Source organism: Thermosyntropha lipolytica DSM 11003, from assembly GCF_900129805.1.
GTDB lineage: Bacteria > Bacillota > Syntrophomonadia > Syntrophomonadales > Syntrophomonadaceae > Thermosyntropha > Thermosyntropha lipolytica.
On record NZ_FQWY01000018.1, the window covers coordinates 26,944 to 42,138 of the forward strand.

Annotated in this window: 22 protein-coding genes; all 22 read right to left on the bottom strand. The window is 42.6% G+C overall.

The window, feature by feature from the left end:
* Positions 1-8: 8 nt before the first annotated feature.
* Entirely contained in the window at positions 9-755 is a 747-nt protein-coding gene (locus BUB92_RS06425; RefSeq protein ID WP_073091770.1) for a YwmB family TATA-box binding protein, read from the bottom strand.
* A 132-nt stretch (positions 756-887) separates the two neighbouring features.
* Entirely contained in the window at positions 888-1,118 is a 231-nt protein-coding gene (locus BUB92_RS06430; protein WP_073091773.1) for a hypothetical protein, read from the bottom strand.
* A 29-nt stretch (positions 1,119-1,147) separates the two neighbouring features.
* Positions 1,148-1,363 carry a hypothetical protein gene (locus tag BUB92_RS06435; RefSeq protein ID WP_073091776.1) on the bottom strand — a complete coding sequence of 72 codons (216 nt, stop codon included), beginning with the start codon at positions 1,361-1,363 and terminating at the stop codon, positions 1,148-1,150.
* A 70-nt stretch (positions 1,364-1,433) separates the two neighbouring features.
* Positions 1,434-1,850 (bottom strand): F0F1 ATP synthase subunit epsilon, encoded by a 417-nt coding sequence (locus tag BUB92_RS06440; RefSeq protein WP_073091779.1) that lies wholly within the window; start codon positions 1,848-1,850, stop codon positions 1,434-1,436.
* Positions 1,851-1,853: 3 nt separating this feature from the next.
* A complete protein-coding gene (gene atpD, locus BUB92_RS06445; RefSeq protein WP_073091781.1) occupies positions 1,854-3,284 on the bottom strand; it encodes a F0F1 ATP synthase subunit beta in 1,431 nt (476 codons plus the stop codon).
* A 3-nt stretch (positions 3,285-3,287) separates the two neighbouring features.
* Complete coding sequence (atpG, locus tag BUB92_RS06450) at positions 3,288-4,172, bottom strand: ATP synthase F1 subunit gamma (protein WP_073091783.1); 885 nt, start codon at positions 4,170-4,172, stop codon at positions 3,288-3,290.
* Between the two features lie 15 nt (positions 4,173-4,187).
* On the bottom strand, positions 4,188-5,702 hold the full coding sequence (gene atpA, locus BUB92_RS06455) for a F0F1 ATP synthase subunit alpha (protein WP_073091786.1): 1,515 nt from the start codon (positions 5,700-5,702) through the stop codon (positions 4,188-4,190).
* Positions 5,703-5,723: 21 nt separating this feature from the next.
* Positions 5,724-6,272, bottom strand: coding sequence for a F0F1 ATP synthase subunit delta (locus BUB92_RS06460; protein ID WP_073091789.1), 549 nt, complete (start codon positions 6,270-6,272; stop codon positions 5,724-5,726).
* Positions 6,266-6,874 carry a F0F1 ATP synthase subunit B gene (gene atpF, locus BUB92_RS06465; RefSeq protein WP_242939012.1) on the bottom strand — a complete coding sequence of 203 codons (609 nt, stop codon included), beginning with the start codon at positions 6,872-6,874 and terminating at the stop codon, positions 6,266-6,268. The genes BUB92_RS06460 and atpF overlap by 7 nt, the downstream gene beginning before the upstream one ends.
* A gap of 141 nt (positions 6,875-7,015) precedes the next feature.
* On the bottom strand, positions 7,016-7,234 hold the full coding sequence (gene atpE / locus BUB92_RS06470; RefSeq protein ID WP_073091792.1) for an ATP synthase F0 subunit C: 219 nt from the start codon (positions 7,232-7,234) through the stop codon (positions 7,016-7,018).
* A gap of 46 nt (positions 7,235-7,280) precedes the next feature.
* Positions 7,281-7,967: a F0F1 ATP synthase subunit A gene (atpB, locus tag BUB92_RS06475; RefSeq protein WP_084728375.1), complete on the bottom strand. Its 687-nt coding sequence runs from the start codon at positions 7,965-7,967 to the stop codon at positions 7,281-7,283.
* Between the two features lie 88 nt (positions 7,968-8,055).
* Positions 8,056-8,292, bottom strand: a complete 237-nt coding sequence (locus BUB92_RS06480) for an AtpZ/AtpI family protein (protein ID WP_073091795.1) — start codon at positions 8,290-8,292, stop codon at positions 8,056-8,058.
* A 150-nt stretch (positions 8,293-8,442) separates the two neighbouring features.
* Entirely contained in the window at positions 8,443-8,751 is a 309-nt protein-coding gene (locus tag BUB92_RS06485; RefSeq protein ID WP_073091798.1) for a MazG-like family protein, read from the bottom strand.
* A 130-nt stretch (positions 8,752-8,881) separates the two neighbouring features.
* Positions 8,882-9,340, bottom strand: a complete 459-nt coding sequence (locus BUB92_RS06490) for a deoxycytidylate deaminase (protein ID WP_073091801.1) — start codon at positions 9,338-9,340, stop codon at positions 8,882-8,884.
* Between the two features lie 3 nt (positions 9,341-9,343).
* Positions 9,344-9,796, bottom strand: coding sequence for a ribose 5-phosphate isomerase B (gene rpiB / locus BUB92_RS06495; protein WP_073091804.1), 453 nt, complete (start codon positions 9,794-9,796; stop codon positions 9,344-9,346).
* A complete protein-coding gene (locus BUB92_RS06500) occupies positions 9,774-10,286 on the bottom strand; it encodes a low molecular weight protein arginine phosphatase (protein WP_073091807.1) in 513 nt (170 codons plus the stop codon). The genes rpiB and BUB92_RS06500 overlap by 23 nt, the downstream gene beginning before the upstream one ends.
* Before the next feature lie 15 nt (positions 10,287-10,301).
* Complete coding sequence (locus BUB92_RS06505) at positions 10,302-10,889, bottom strand: manganese efflux pump MntP (protein WP_073091809.1); 588 nt, start codon at positions 10,887-10,889, stop codon at positions 10,302-10,304.
* Positions 10,890-10,909: 20 nt separating this feature from the next.
* Complete coding sequence (locus BUB92_RS06510) at positions 10,910-11,887, bottom strand: L-threonylcarbamoyladenylate synthase (RefSeq protein ID WP_073091812.1); 978 nt, start codon at positions 11,885-11,887, stop codon at positions 10,910-10,912.
* A gap of 4 nt (positions 11,888-11,891) precedes the next feature.
* Positions 11,892-12,746 (bottom strand): peptide chain release factor N(5)-glutamine methyltransferase, encoded by an 855-nt coding sequence (gene prmC / locus BUB92_RS06515; RefSeq protein ID WP_073091814.1) that lies wholly within the window; start codon positions 12,744-12,746, stop codon positions 11,892-11,894.
* Positions 12,747-13,814 (bottom strand): peptide chain release factor 1, encoded by a 1,068-nt coding sequence (prfA, locus tag BUB92_RS06520; RefSeq protein ID WP_073091817.1) that lies wholly within the window; start codon positions 13,812-13,814, stop codon positions 12,747-12,749.
* Positions 13,815-13,858: 44 nt separating this feature from the next.
* Positions 13,859-14,749 (bottom strand): DUF1385 domain-containing protein, encoded by an 891-nt coding sequence (locus BUB92_RS06525; protein WP_073091820.1) that lies wholly within the window; start codon positions 14,747-14,749, stop codon positions 13,859-13,861.
* A 107-nt stretch (positions 14,750-14,856) separates the two neighbouring features.
* Positions 14,857-15,057: a 50S ribosomal protein L31 gene (gene rpmE / locus BUB92_RS06530; protein ID WP_073091823.1), complete on the bottom strand. Its 201-nt coding sequence runs from the start codon at positions 15,055-15,057 to the stop codon at positions 14,857-14,859.
* Positions 15,058-15,195: the final 138 nt, after the last annotated feature.

A 15,195-nucleotide genomic window follows, 5' to 3' on the forward strand; every position in this document is an offset into this window, starting at 1 on the left:
TAAAAGAATTAATATTCCCCCAATATAAGTGGTGACCCGATTATTATATAAGTTCTATTCCTTTTTTCATCTGGCTGGACCGCTATCTGTAGATTATATTTTTCTCCTGCTACCTGGACAGCAGAAGTAAATGGTTTTAAGGAAGGAGAATAAGCAGCACAACTGGTTATCTTGCCATTCCGGTACCAGCTTATTTCCCGGGCTTGCAAATTTTTAAGCATTACCTTTATAATTTCCCCTTGGGCATCACCGGCTATTATATTGGCGATATAGGCACGATAAGTAAAATAACAAGTCCATTCCAGGTTAGCTATGGGCGGTAGCTGACAGGCATATTTTTTTAAAACCTCGGTCTTATTTCCCTTTACCGTAATGTTTACCACCACATAAGTTTCTCTTTTGGCCTCATCTGATTCTAACACCACATTAAGCTGGCAATTGTTCTGCTTTAACTGATAAAAAACTGCTTTTACCCTATCTTCTTCGCTATAGACTATTTTTTCCGTTATCAGGGGAAAATCTAAGCTGGTTACAATTTCCGTCAGATAAGCTTCTAATTCTGCTTTTGAAGATTCTGTCTTTATTTTTACCCAGGCATCTAAATTTGATGTGAGAGAATTTGCACCGATTGATGCAAAAGCTAGGGAATATGGTGAACGGTTTGCAAGCTGTTTACTAATCGCACAATCTATACTGTAATTTCCACAAAAGCATAATAAAGTAAAAATAGTTATATATAATAAAATTTTTGGCATAAAAAAACCTCCCCCACATATTCCTGTTAACAATTGTTGCCAGGAATAAAAAAATCTATGCGCCATTCTAGGGGAGAAAAAACAAAAAACCCGCTTATTGCAGGCTACTTATTGTTTATCAGGTTTTAGGTTTTAGTCTTCCTTACTTTCTCCTGTCTCTTTTGCTTCTTTATCCTCAATACAGGCTAATTTTTCCGCTTCTGCCTCTTTATTTTTCATAAATTCAGCCATATAAGCTTCTTTTTTTTGTTTAGCAGCCAAAGCCTTTTTAGCAATTCTTCCCAGCTGCCACCATATCAAAAATCCAAAAAATATAGTAAAAACAAAAACAAATATGATAAGATACATAAATTTTTGCTGCATGCTATCTACCCCAAACTCATATTTTATGGTTACACATCATGGCTGTTAGGTGGTTTTTTATACCATCTCTCTTCTCTTTGGCGGCGCTTTTCGGCAAAATACTGCCTTCTTTTTTCCTCTCTTTTTCTTCCCTTTTCCTCCATGCGTATTAAAATCTCTCTGAGCAGGATAGCTAATGATACTTTAATAAGATAAACGATGAGGATAGCAATTACAAAAACCTTTACTATACTTTGTTTGTCCACATTCTACCCTCTTTACAAAATTGTTTTTAGTACAAAGCCGGAAGCTAAAGCTTCCGGCCCCCAAAATCTACTATTCATTATAGGCATCAGCAGCCTTAAGCCTGGCAATAGCACGCTGCAAAGCTTTTTGAGCGCGAGCAAAATCAATACTTTCATCTCTTTGCTCAAGTCTTCTTTTAGCCCTCTTTAAGGCTTCCTGCGCCCTCAGAACATCAATTTCTGATCCTTTTTCTGCCGTTTCCGCCAAAACCCTTGCTTCATTATATATTACTTCCATAAACCCACCGCTGATGGCCACTTTCTTTACTTCTCCAGCGGCATCAGTATATCGCAATACTCCTATATTCAAGGCAGCTATCATAGGGGCGTGGTTTTTCAAAACCCCAAGTTCCCCCTGGGTTTCGGGAACTACTACAAACTGCACTTCCTCCCTGAGGAGTATCTCTTCCGGGGTTATTACTTCCAGGATAAAGGTGTTTTCTGCCATAGGCTACGCCTCCAGACTCTTAGCTTTAGCCAGTACCGTATCAATATTTCCTACCATGTAGAATGCTGCCTCAGGTAAGTTGTCGTGTTTGCCTTCCAAAACTTGCGCAAACGATTCAACCGTTTCTGCAACTGGCACATATATACCAGGGTTACCGGTAAACTGTTCGGCAACATGGAAGGGCTGCGACAAGAACCTTTCAATCTTTCTAGCCCTTGCTACTACCAGCTTGTCTTCATCAGTTAATTCATCCATACCCAGGATAGCTATAATATCCTGCAATTCCTTATATCTCTGCAATATCTTCTGCACACCGCGAGCAGTATAATAATGTTTTTCCCCTAAAATCAAGGGGTCTAGGATTCGCGAAGTCGAATCCAGGGGGTCAACAGCCGGATATATTCCTTTTTCTGCTATCGACCGGGCCAAAACGGTTGTTGCATCTAAGTGAGCAAAGGTAGTCGCCGGTGCCGGGTCGGTCAAGTCGTCAGCCGGAACATAAACGGCCTGGGCGGAGGTTATAGATCCATATTTAGTACTGGTGATACGCTCCTGCAAAGTACCCATATCAGTAGCCAGAGTCGGCTGATAACCAACCGCAGATGGCATACGCCCTAAGAGAGCTGAAACCTCGTTACCAGCCTGGGCAAAACGGAATATGTTGTCAATGAATATCAAAACGTCTTGGCCTTTTACATCGCGGAAATACTCAGCAATAGTAAGACCAGTTAATCCTACTCTTAAACGGGCTCCGGGCGGTTCATTCATCTGGCCATAAACCAGAGCACATTTTTCGATAACGCCCGATTCGGTCATTTCCAGCCACAGGTCATTTCCTTCACGGGTGCGTTCACCAACACCGGTAAAAACAGAGTAGCCACCATGCTCATAAGCTATGTTTCTTATAAGCTCCATTATAATAACTGTCTTACCAACTCCCGCACCGCCGAATAATCCTATCTTACCACCCTTAGCATAAGGACAGATAAGGTCAGTAACTTTGATACCTGTTTCCAGTATCTGGGTAGCCGGGGTCTGGTCTACCAGAGCTGGAGGTTTACGGTGAATAGTCCAGTATTCTGTAGCTTCTACCGGTCCCTTTTCATCTACGGGCTCACCCAGAACATTGAGTATTCTTCCCAGGCACCCTTCTCCTACCGGAACCTTAATAGGTGCACCGGTATTAACAGCTTTCATGCCCCGCATAAGTCCGTCGGTAGACTGAAGAGCAACACATCTGACCGTATCATTTCCCAAAAGCTGCATAGCTTCCAGAGTAATATTTATATCCTTGGGTCCTCTATACTCCGGTCCCTGGTCTTCAGCTTTTATAACAATTGCATTCATCAGATCTGGCAATTCACCAGGTTTGAATTTTATGTCGACAACTGCACCTATAACCTGGGTTACCTCACCATAAGTTACATTACCCATCCTCTACTTTCCTCCTTTTTTGAGAGCTTCAGCCCCACCAACTATATCGAGAATTTCCTTCGTAATTGCTGCCTGGCGAGCCTTATTCATTTCCAGGGTCAAATTCTCTATAATTTCTGCGGCATTGTCAGTCGCATTGCTCATCGCCGTCATGCGAGCACCATGTTCACTTGCCTTGCTCTCCAGCATGGCATGATATATCTGGGTCCCAACATAACGAGGCAAAATATTATATATAATACTTACCGCATCAGGCTCATAAATATAGTCAACAAATGCTTCTTCCGTTTCCCCTTCCGCAGCTGGTGGTTCAATTGGCAATATTTTTTCCACAGTCGGTACTTGGCGTAGGGCATTTACGAAATGTCCATATACCACATAAACCTCATCTAATTCCCCATCTTCATATGCTTTCATGACATACTGCGCTATTTCCCTGGCATCAGCATAATTTATATTGTCACCCAGGTTAACATACTCAGCTATCAATCCTCCGCGTTTGCGGTAGAAATCGCGTACCTTACGGCCTACAGCTATTATTTTAGCTTCTACATCCCTTTCATCTTCAGCCATCGCCGCATTAGCCGCTTTTATTATATTGGTATTATATGCCCCACAAAGCCCGCGATCAGCTGCTACTACAACATAGCCTACCTTTTTAACCTCTTCTCTCTTGGTTAAAAGAGGATGATTAATATCTGCTGTCACTGCTACCAACCGGGCCAAAGTGTCGCGCAAAGTCTCGGTATAAGGCCTCGATGCTTCAGCTTTTTCCTGAGCACGGCGCAATTTAGCAGCTGCCACCATTTTCATGGCTTTAGTAATCTGCTGGGTATTTTTTACGCTTCGTATCCTGCGCTTATATTCTCTTACACCTGCTTTTGCCATTTATTTATTCACCACCTAAACTGCAAAAGTGGACTTAAATTCTACAATGGCCTTGTTCAGTTTTTCCTTGGTGTCATCCTCCAGCTTTCCAGTATCTCTTATGGTGGCTAATATATCAGGATGAGCGCTGTGCAAGAACTTCAGATAATCCTGTTCAAATTCAGCAATTTTTTCGGTGGGGATGTCATCCAAAAATCCATTTACACCAGCATATATTACTACAACCTGTTCTTCCATAGGCATCGGACAATACTGTTTTTGCTTAAGTATCTCACTTACTTTTTCCCCACGGGTAAGGCGGGCTAATGTAGCCTTATCCAGGTCAGATCCGAATTGAGCAAAGGCAGCCAACTCACGGTATTGAGCCAGGTCAAGTCTGAGCTGTCCGGCAACCGCCTTCATAGCTTTGGTCTGAGCAGCACCACCTACGCGGCTTACGGAAAGACCTACGTTTATAGCTGGACGCTGACCAGCATAGAAAAGGTCGGTTTCCAGGTATATCTGACCGTCAGTTATAGATATAACATTGGTCGGTATATAAGCCGCAACGTCACCAGCCTGGGTTTCGATTATCGGCAGTGCCGTAATTGACCCACCGCCATGAGCTTCATTGAGTTTACATGCTCTTTCTAATAAACGAGAATGCAGATAGAAAACATCTCCCGGATAAGCTTCGCGTCCAGGCGGGCGCCTTAATAGTAGTGACATTTCGCGATAAGCTACCGCATGTTTGGAAAGGTCATCATAGATAATAAGTACATCAGCTTTATCCTTTTCCATAAATTCTTCGGCCATAGCAACTCCGGCATATGGTGCAATATAGAGCAGTGGAGCCGGTTCCGAAGCAGTAGCAGCAACTATGATCGTATAATCCATAGCCCCCATTTCTTCCAGTTTAGCAGCAATTCCGGCTACCGTTGACTGCTTCTGCCCGATGGCAACATAGATGCATATCATGTCTCTCTTTTCCCGTTGATTGATGATAGCATCTATAGCGATAGCCGTTTTACCTGTCTGGCGGTCACCGATTATAAGCTCACGCTGTCCTCTTCCAATAGGAACCATGGAGTCAATAGCTTTAAGCCCTGTTTGCATAGGCGTATTAACTGGCGAACGGGTAACAACCCCTGGAGCTATGCGTTCAATAGGCCTATAACTGGTAGCATTTATAGGTCCTTTCCCGTCAATAGGCTGACCCAGGGCATTAACTACACGTCCCAGCATTTCTTTTCCCACCGGAACTTCCATTATTCTTCCGGTAGCCTTAACAATATCTCCTTCTTTGATGTGGGAATAATCTCCCAAGAGAACCGCACCTACATTGTCCTCTTCCAGGTTCAGAACCATACCATAAGTTCCACCTGGGAACTCAAGAAGTTCAGAAGCCATGGCACCCTGTAATCCATATATACGAGCAATACCGTCTCCAACATATATTACAGAGCCCACATTGCTAACTTCGACCTCTGACTGGTAGCGCTCAATCTGCTGTTTTAATATAGCGCTAATCTCTTCAGGTCTTATACTCATTTATGTGCTCACCCCTATCAATTAACTTATCTTTGCCTGTTTCAAAGCTTCACGAAGTGTTTCTAACTTCTTCGCTACCGTACCATCAATGACCTGGTCTCCAACTCTGATCTTTACCCCCCCTAAAAGTGAGGGATCAACCTTTTGCGTAAACTTAACTATTTTTCCCGTAGTCTGGGATAATCTTTCGGCTAAAGCTTGTACCTGTTCTTCCGGTATTTCTTTAGCCGAAACAAGTTCTGCCTTAATTATGTTGCGGAAATCATCGGCCATATTCTTATACTCTTCCACAATGAGTTCCAGATATCTTTCCCGTCTTTTGTCAATAATCAAGCATACGAAATTGAGAGTAGTTTCCGATACTTTACCGTCTAAAATTTTACGTATAGTTTCTTTTTTATCTTTAGTCGGTATTAAAAGATGCCACAAATACTCTTTCAAGTATTCCACTCCGTTTATGGCTTCAATTACATATTCCAATTCTTGCTGATACTGGTCAATATTCCCCTTCTCTTGAGCAATGCTGAAAAAGGCTTCGGCATAGCGTCTAGCGACGCTCTTGTTTAGCACATCAAATCGCCTGCCTCATTAATAAATTTGGTTACCATATTCTTATGGTCTTCATCCGTAATAGCCCGTTCCAAAACTTTTTCCGCTGCCATCAATGCCAGCATAGCAGCAGCATCTTTAAGTTCAATTTTGGCTTTTTCCGTAGCTGCCTGAATTTCGGCATAAGCTTTCTGTCTTATATTTTCTGCTTCTTCCTGGGCTTTGGTTATTATTTCATTCTTGGCATCTTCAGCAGCTTTGGTTGCCCGGGCTACTATTTCCTGGGCTTGTTTACGCGACTCCGCCAAATTGGCCTGAGCCTCTTTTCTCATCTCTTCGACTTCTACTTTAACCTGTTCAGCATGCTTAAGAGAGCTTTCAATAGTATTGGTACGTTCTTCTAACATCTTGTTAATAGGGTTAAAGGCAAACTTATACAAAAGTGCCAGCAGGATGAAAAAGTTTACTGCTGTCCAACCTATGGCATACCAGTTAGGAAAATGAGGGGTATGTCCTTCAGGCGCAGGTACGACTCCTCCTGCTGCATAAGCTAAACTAGCCATTCCTAAAGTCATAAGCAAAGTTAAAAGGAGGATCATAAAATATCTTCTATTCTTTGTCACGGATGCGCTACCTCCAATCTTAAGAGCAAATAGTATGCAGGCGATAGAGCTAATATAAAGCTTACTCTAGCAAATATTGCTCTATCGCCCTGCCTGGATGAATTGACGGTGCAAACATTTTGGTGGTATATGGTTTTAGGGTTATATTTTGCCAACCAGCATAAATGCAATCAGCAAACCATAAATAGTTAAGGTTTCAATAAATGCAAAGGTAATAAAGAGAAGAGTTCTTACATCGCCACCTATTTCTGGCTGTCTTGCAATAGCTTCAAAAGCTTTACCACCAGCAATACCCATACCAACGCCACCGCCAAGACCTGCAATAGATACAGCTATACCTGCTCCTATAGCAATGCCCATTTTTTTCCCCCCTTTCAAAAAGGCTTAACTTAATCCAGGTGAAGGATTAGTGGCCTTCTCCTGTAGCTGTGGCAATATAGTTAGCTGATAATATTGTGAAAACTACAGCCTGGATCGCAGCTAAAAGGACGCTTAATCCCATAAGCAAACTAGGAACAAAGAACGGCGCCAGGAATAACATAAAAGCTAAAATCATCTCTTCACCAAATATGTTTCCAAATAGACGTAAAAAGAGTGATAACGGATGGGCAATCTCTTCCAGTAAATTGAGTGGCAACATAAGTGGGCTTGGGCTTACAAAATGCCCAAGATAGTGCAGACCATGTTCTGCAAATCCTGCAACCTGCACGGTAAAAGCAGTAATAAGAGCCAGAGCCAAAGTAGTGTTCCAGTTGGCAGTAGGCGGCTGATAGCCTGGTATCTGCCCAGCTCCTGGTATCAATCCGCTATAGTTCGATACAATTATGAAAAGGAAAAACGTGGACAATAAAGGAGCATACTTCTTAGCAATATGTTCCTTGTCCATAAGCTGGGTAAAGAAGTCATAGGTCCACACAATCAAAGCCTCAAAGGCATTTTGCAATCCCCGTGGAACCATCTGCATGTTGCGGGTAGCCATAAAAGCAACTATACCTATCAAAGCTATTATTGCCCACTGAGTGACCACAATATGGTCAACTGGTATCGGACCTAAATGAAAGAGAACTCCATCTAGCATACCAAAGGTAAACATCTCCCTTTTCCCCCCTTCCTCAAATACTTTGCTTATTACGTATTTTTACCTACCTTAAAAGTAGGCAGACTCCGATTTAATGGATTGCTTATTTTTTGTCTTTTTTACCTGTTTTTGATATTTCGTTGAATCTTTCCCACATTATTTTACCAGCCGTAGCTACCCCCAACAAAGTACCAATTGCTGTAAACACTATGCCGGTGTCAAACCTTTTATCGAGCCATCCCCCGCCCAGGATGCCTAAAGCAATTACCGCGGCAACAGAAGTAGCTAAATTTATCGCATTGGCTAAGGCTTTAGGCCAATTTTTTTTGTTTTCCCCCATTCATATTCTCCTCATCTTTAAGGATATTAATCCTTTTTATTTATTCAATAAAATTTTAAAAATCCCTGCTGTCTTCTACAAAAATTTTTTATTTTTCCCGACAATTTAATCTAAATTTTCGCAAAATTTTGTTAAATCAGTTAATCTATTCTATACCAGATACCCTTTTCTTTTTAACTTATCCACATGTTCTTTTAATAATTCCTCAATATTAATCCCATAATGGTCTTCCATAACAAACATCATAGTTACTGCCGTCTGAGCCACATCAAGTAACTCCCGGGCAATCCTCCTTAATGCTTCTTCTTCCGACATGCAGACCTTTTCACCGCTTAACCCTCTGAACTTGCCAATCGCCTGGGCTAACTCCCCAGCCTCCTCCATAAGTTTCAAAGCCGTTGATTCTAAAGTAGGATCAAGCTTATTAAGTTTGGGCAAAGAAAGTGTCTTCGTATTCATAAAACCTCTCCATTTATAATGTTACATCCCCAAACGGGTTATTGCTAATTTTTTTATGGTTCATAAAATAAGTTTATGAGGTTTAAATTCTCTTTTTCAGCTTTTTAATACCTGTTAGGCAGCTTTCCCTTTAAATTTTTTCCCCTCCCGCTTTGTACAGCACCAGCTCTATCCCTGCTTCGCGCAAAAATTCTCGGGCCAGTTCATCCTCGAATTCCTCGCCATACACTACCTTTACAATTCCTGCATTTACAATCATACGCGCACATATAATACAGGGCTGGTTGGTACAGTATAAAACAGCCCCTTCTGTTGCCACCCCATAATAAGCAGCATTTATAATCGCATTCTGTTCGGCATGGACCCCCCGGCATAATTCATACCGGTGTCCGGAAGGTATGCCCATACTGTCCCGCAAACATCCCACTTCCAAACAGTGTCTGATTCCGCGAGGGGCCCCATTATAGCCGGTGGCAATTATGCGCTCCTTTTTTACCAGCACCGCTCCTACCTGTCTCCTCAGGCAGGTAGAACGGCTGGCTACCAGACGGGCCAGCTGCAAAAAATACTCATCCCATCCCGGTCTCATATACTAAACCTGCTCCCGGTATTTTTTCTCAATAAGAGTTATTTTTTCGACACGCGCCTTATGTCTTCCTCCTTCAAACTCCGTATTCAAAAATTCGCGCACAATTTCTATGGCCAGCCCGGGCCCTATTACCCTGGCTCCCAGGGCTAAAATATTGGCATCATTATGTTTTCTGGTCATACGGGCGGTAAAAAGATCATTGCAGAGAGCCGCCCTTATACCTGGTATTTTATTGGCAGCAATAGAAATGCCTATACCGGTACCACATATTAATATGCCGGGTATTCCCTTTGTCAGAACCTCCCGGGCTACTTTTTCCGCAATATCCGGATAATCTACCGATTCCAGGGTGTCGGTACCACAATTGATAACTTCATACCCCTGTCCCTTAAGAAAATGGGTTATTTCCTCTTTGAGCATTACTCCGGCATGATCATTGCCTATGGCTACCTTCATCCTGATCTCCTTCCCTTTCCTTTTCTTCGCTGGCTAATAAACAATCTATAACCGCCGGCAAAACTCGCTTTAGCTGAGCAACAGTCTTAAGGTATTCTTCCTGCCCTAAACCAAAGGGATCACCAACTTCGCCTTCCATTCCTGCATATTCCATAAGGGTAAACGTTTTCGCCTCGGCTTCCGGAAATCTGTCCACTAAAATCTCTTTTTGCTTTCCGGTCATAGTAAGTATTAAATCAGCATCCCTTACCAGGTCAGGATAAACCATCTGGGAAACATGGCTACTCAAATCAATACTTTCCCCTTTCATAGCTTCTATAGCTTCTAAACTCGCTTTTAATCCATCCTGTGCGAAAATGCCGGCTGACAAGACCTGAAATTTTTGGCTTAATCCTTTTTCTCTTTCTTCTAAAAGCTTTAAAAAAAGAGCTGCTGCCATTGGACTGCGGCAAGTATTGCCGGTACAGACAAACAATATATTTCTCACCATCCGACTATTCCCCCCTTAAACTACCAGTTTTACTGCTAAAGCCAAAAGAACAGCTCCTCCTGCCATCTGGGCATAACTTCCTACCAGTTTGCTGAAAAACCTGCCTCCCACAAAACCCATAAAAGTCATGGTCCCGGCTACAACTCCCATGATAATAACCGTCGCTAGCAAAGGCATATTAAGAGTTCCGAGACTAAAGCCCACCGTTAAGGCATCTACACTAACAGAAAAAGCCAGTACCAGAATCGTCTTAAAATTATCTTTCAGCAGCTGTTCTCTTTTTTCCCTTCTTTTTCTGGCTTCCGCCCAGGATAAGGTTTCTCCTTTTATATCCCGCCAGCCATGACGTAAGAAATTTACTCCTATATAGGTTAAGATAAGGGCTCCTAACCAGCCTGCCCAAACGCCTAGTATTTTGCCTACTGCTAAACCTAAGCTTAAACCTATAAGAGGCATAACTATATGCATTACCCCTACCGCAAAGGCAAATTTAATCTCATATCTTTTGCTTACCCCATTTAATCCCATGCCCATAGCCAGGGAGAAAGCATCCATCCCTAAAACTACCGCAATTAAAACAACGGTTGCAAGCTGTGCTCCCATTTTTATCTCTCCAATATCTTTTATTTATTTCCTGCCGCTTTATAAATGCGATCAATAAGCGAAAGGTTTAGCCCTTCCGCAGCAGAAGGCAGAGGATAAAATATTAAAAATTCTATCCCTTTACTCTCTGCTTCCCGCAAAAGCGCAAAAAAGGCCGTGCTGCTCTTTTTTAAATCTAATCTATATTTTTCGTATATCCCTTCGATTTCATGCTCTTCTTCATCATAAAAAACAATTCCCTTAGGTGCCAGCTTTATGTCTTCCCTGTTAATGAGAGATTTAAAATCATCTTCATCCTGAGCTAATAAAACTTTAGTTTTGAGCGCATAATGCTGTTTTTTATCCCCCAAAAATCCTTCTATTTCATAACCAGCCACTCTGGCAATATCTTCTAAAGCCACCCCTCCCAGCCTCAAGACTTTTATCTTTCCTCCGGTCATGTCAATAATGGTAGATTCGATTCCTACCCCTGTTTCTCCTGCATCCAGCACTAGCGCAACCCTGCCATCCAGATCCTGCCTTACATGTTCAGCCCGCACCGGACTTGGCCGACCTGAGAGGTTGGCACTGGTGGCAGCCAGAGGCCCTGCGGCATCAATTAATGCTCTGGCTACCGGATGATCAGGCATCCTTAAGCCCACACTGTCTTTGCCCCCGGTAACCTCTAAAGGAACCCCTTTTTTGACCGGCAGTATCAAGGATAAAGGTCCCGGCCAAAAAGCTTCCATAAGCTTTAAAGCCAGGGGAGGTACCTGGTCAGCAACTAAAAAAGCCTGCTCCCTAGAGCTTACATGCACCAGAAGAGGACTATCCGCAGGCCTCTTTTTCGCAGCAAAAACTTTTTTCACCGCTTCCGGATTATCATATACCGCACCTACTCCATAAACCGTCTCTGTAGGAAAAACTACAATTTCGCCCTTTTTTAAAGCTTCCGCTGCCCGAAAAATAATTTCCGGTTCGGGATGGCAGGCATCTATTTTATAATATATAGTTTCCAATATTTTACTCCTCCTTTAACAGCTTAACTACCCGGTCTCTTCCCGCTAGATCTTTTATAATCTCTGCCTTCCCCCATTTTTCGGCCATAGCTAAAGCCTTTTCTCCCTGGTTAAACCCGATTTCCATAAGCAGATAGCCTCCCGCATAGAGCAATTCCCAGGCCTGGGGAAGAAGGCTGCGGTATAAATCAAGCCCATCTCCAGGAGCCAGCAGGGCAGATTTCGGCTCATAATCCCGTACCGAAGGGGAAAGTTTTATATATTCTTCCTCGCTTATATAAGGCAGGTTGGCCGTAATGATATGGAATTTCTCTTCTCCCGCCAGGGGCTGCATAAGATCTCCGGCCTTAAATACCACTTTTACGCCATGTTTTTGCGCATTGTATTCTGCAACCTTTAAGGCTTCTTCTGATATATCGGTAGCATAGACATGGGCTCTTTTAAGATAATAAGCCAGGCTTACGGCAATAGCTCCTGACCCGGTCCCCACATCGCAAATCCTCACTTTTTCCTGCCACCTGTTAGCAAGATGCAAAGCTTCCTCTACCAGTATTTCCGTATCGGGACGGGGTATTAAAACATGGGGGGTAACCTTGAACTCAAGAGACATGAATTCTTTACTCCCTGTTATATAAGCCGTCGGCTCCCCTTTTACTCTTCTTTTAATCCACTCGCGGTACAGCTCACGCTCTTTTTGGTTAACCGGTAAATCATAATTAGTATACAAATATACCCGGTCTTTACCTAATGCAGAAGCTAAAAGAACCTCTGCTTCCAGTCGCGGCTCTTCAAGCCCCTTTTCCGTAAAAAACCGGGTTGTCCAGCTAAGCAAATCTTTTATTCTCCATGTATTCTGCACTTATTCCACCTGTTTCAATCTTTCTGTCTGGTCATGGGTAATTAAAGCCTCAATTATCTCATCCAGCTGTCCTTCCAGAATAGTATCCAGCTTGTGCAAGGTAAGATTTATACGGTGGTCGGTTACTCTTCCCTGGGGGAAGTTGTAGGTACGAATACGCTCACTTCTATCCCCTGTTCCCACCTGACTTCTCCTTTCCCCTGCCAGTTCCGCATTTTTCTGCTCTTCCAATATCTCTTTAAGCCGGGCCCGGAGAACGCGCATAGCTTTAGCCTTGTTTTTATGCTGGGATTTTTCATCTTGACAGGTTACTACCAAACCGGTGGGAATATGGGTAATTCTCACCGCTGACTGGGTAGTGTTAACCGACTGTCCTCCCGGACCGCTGGAACAGTATACATCAATGCGTAAATCATTAGGATCAATTTCTACCTCTACTTCTTCCGCCTCGGGCAAAACAGCTACCGTCGCTGCTGAAGTGTGTATCCTTCCTCCTGATTCCGTAGTCGGCACCCTCTGCACCCGATGTACTCCGGATTCGTATTTCAGCTTACTGTAAGCTCCTTCCCCTTCCACGACAAATATTATTTCCTTTATACCACCTATATCTGTATAGTGAGCATCCATTATCTCAATTTTCCAGCCCTGATCTTCAGCATAACGGCTGTACATACGGAAAAGGTCATGGGCAAAAAGGGCTGCCTCTTCTCCTCCCGTTCCTGCCCTGATTTCCATGATAACATTCTTTTCATCATTAGGATCTTTAGGCAGTAGGAGCACCTTAAGTTCATGTTCCAGCTTCTTCTGACGTTCGCTAAGAACACTTCTTTCCTCCAGCAGCATTTCCCTGAATTCCGGGTCTTTTTCTTCTTCCAGCATTGCTCTGGTATCTTCTAAGCCTTTTAAAACCTCTTTATACTCCCGGAATTTAGTCACTATCTCTTCCAATTCCGCATGCGCCTTGGCATACTTTTGAAATTTGCTCTGATCAGCTATAACTTCCGGCTGGCTTAAAAGATGTGTCAGCTCTTCGTATTTATCTTCCAGCTTGGCCAGCTTATCAAACATTATAAACTTCCTCCCTCATGGTAATACTGAAATAAAGCCTTGTTTTATTCTGCAGCTAAGACCTTATTATTATATTCCGGGATCACGGCCTTCAGAGCAGTTAAGGCCACTTCCAGTTGTTCATCATCCGGTTCCCGGGTAGTAAGCTTCTGCAGCCACAAACCAGGAACTATTAAAAAACGGGCCCATCTTTTTTCATAATACCGGGCCGAAAAACGCATAAATTCATAGCTCAATCCGGCTACTACCGGCAACACAGCCAGTCTGGTCCCTACCCGGTAAAATAAATTTCCTTCTCCCAGCAGGGCAAAAACTAATATCGAAACCACCATCACCAGCAAAAGAAAGCTCGTGCCACAGCGAGGATGTAGAGTGCTGTATTTGCGCGCATTCTCTACGGTAAGTTCTTCTCCTGCTTCCCAGGCCGCAATCGATTTATGTTCAGCTCCATGATACATAAAAACCCGCTTAATATCATCTATTTTAGAAATAAAATACACATAAAGCAAAAAGAAAATAATTCTTATTACTCCTTCAACTATATTTTGCTTCCAAACTCCTCCTATAAAAGGGCTCAAAAAATGTACCAGCCCGGCCGGCAAGACTATAAACAAAAGGATAGCTAAAATAAAAGCGGTAAAAGTAGTCCAGAAGATCTCCAGACTGCTTAAAGCTTCTTCCTCTTCTTCCATGCTCATATTTGCTGATTTATTAAGCATTTTTACACCTAAAACCATAGCATCTACCAGCATATAGGTCCCTCTTATAAAAGGCCACTTAAGCCAGAAAAGACCCCGCGGCAGTTCCTTAAGCTTTTCTTTTTCCAGTTCTATTAATCCATCTGGACGGCGCACAGCTATGGCTACCTCATGCTCACTGCGCATCATAACCCCTTCAATTACCGCCATACCGCCGTATTTTACATCTTTTTTCATAAATTATCACCAGTTGCCAATTATAATAAAAAATTAAGAAGCCTTATCTAAGCTCCTTTATAAAAGCCTATTTAAGAAAAATAGCAGAGAAACTTCTCTGCTATAATTTATAACCCATACTTTTTGCGGAATTTGTCTACCCTTCCTGTAGTATCAACTACTCTGGCCTTATTGCCGGTATAGAAAGGATGACACTTGGAACAAAGTTCTACCCGGATATCTTTTTTAGTTGAACCTACTTCAACTTCATTACCACATGCACATCTGATAACTGTACGATAGTATTCAGGATGAATGCCTGCCTTCATCTTTCTCACCTCTCTTCAAATGAGGATAATACTCTATTTTATATAATCAATAAAATTCCCTATACCAGAACCCCCGGGCAAACTGCAAAGAATATTATAGCAGGAAAAAAAATAAAACACAAGACATAATCAAGTCTA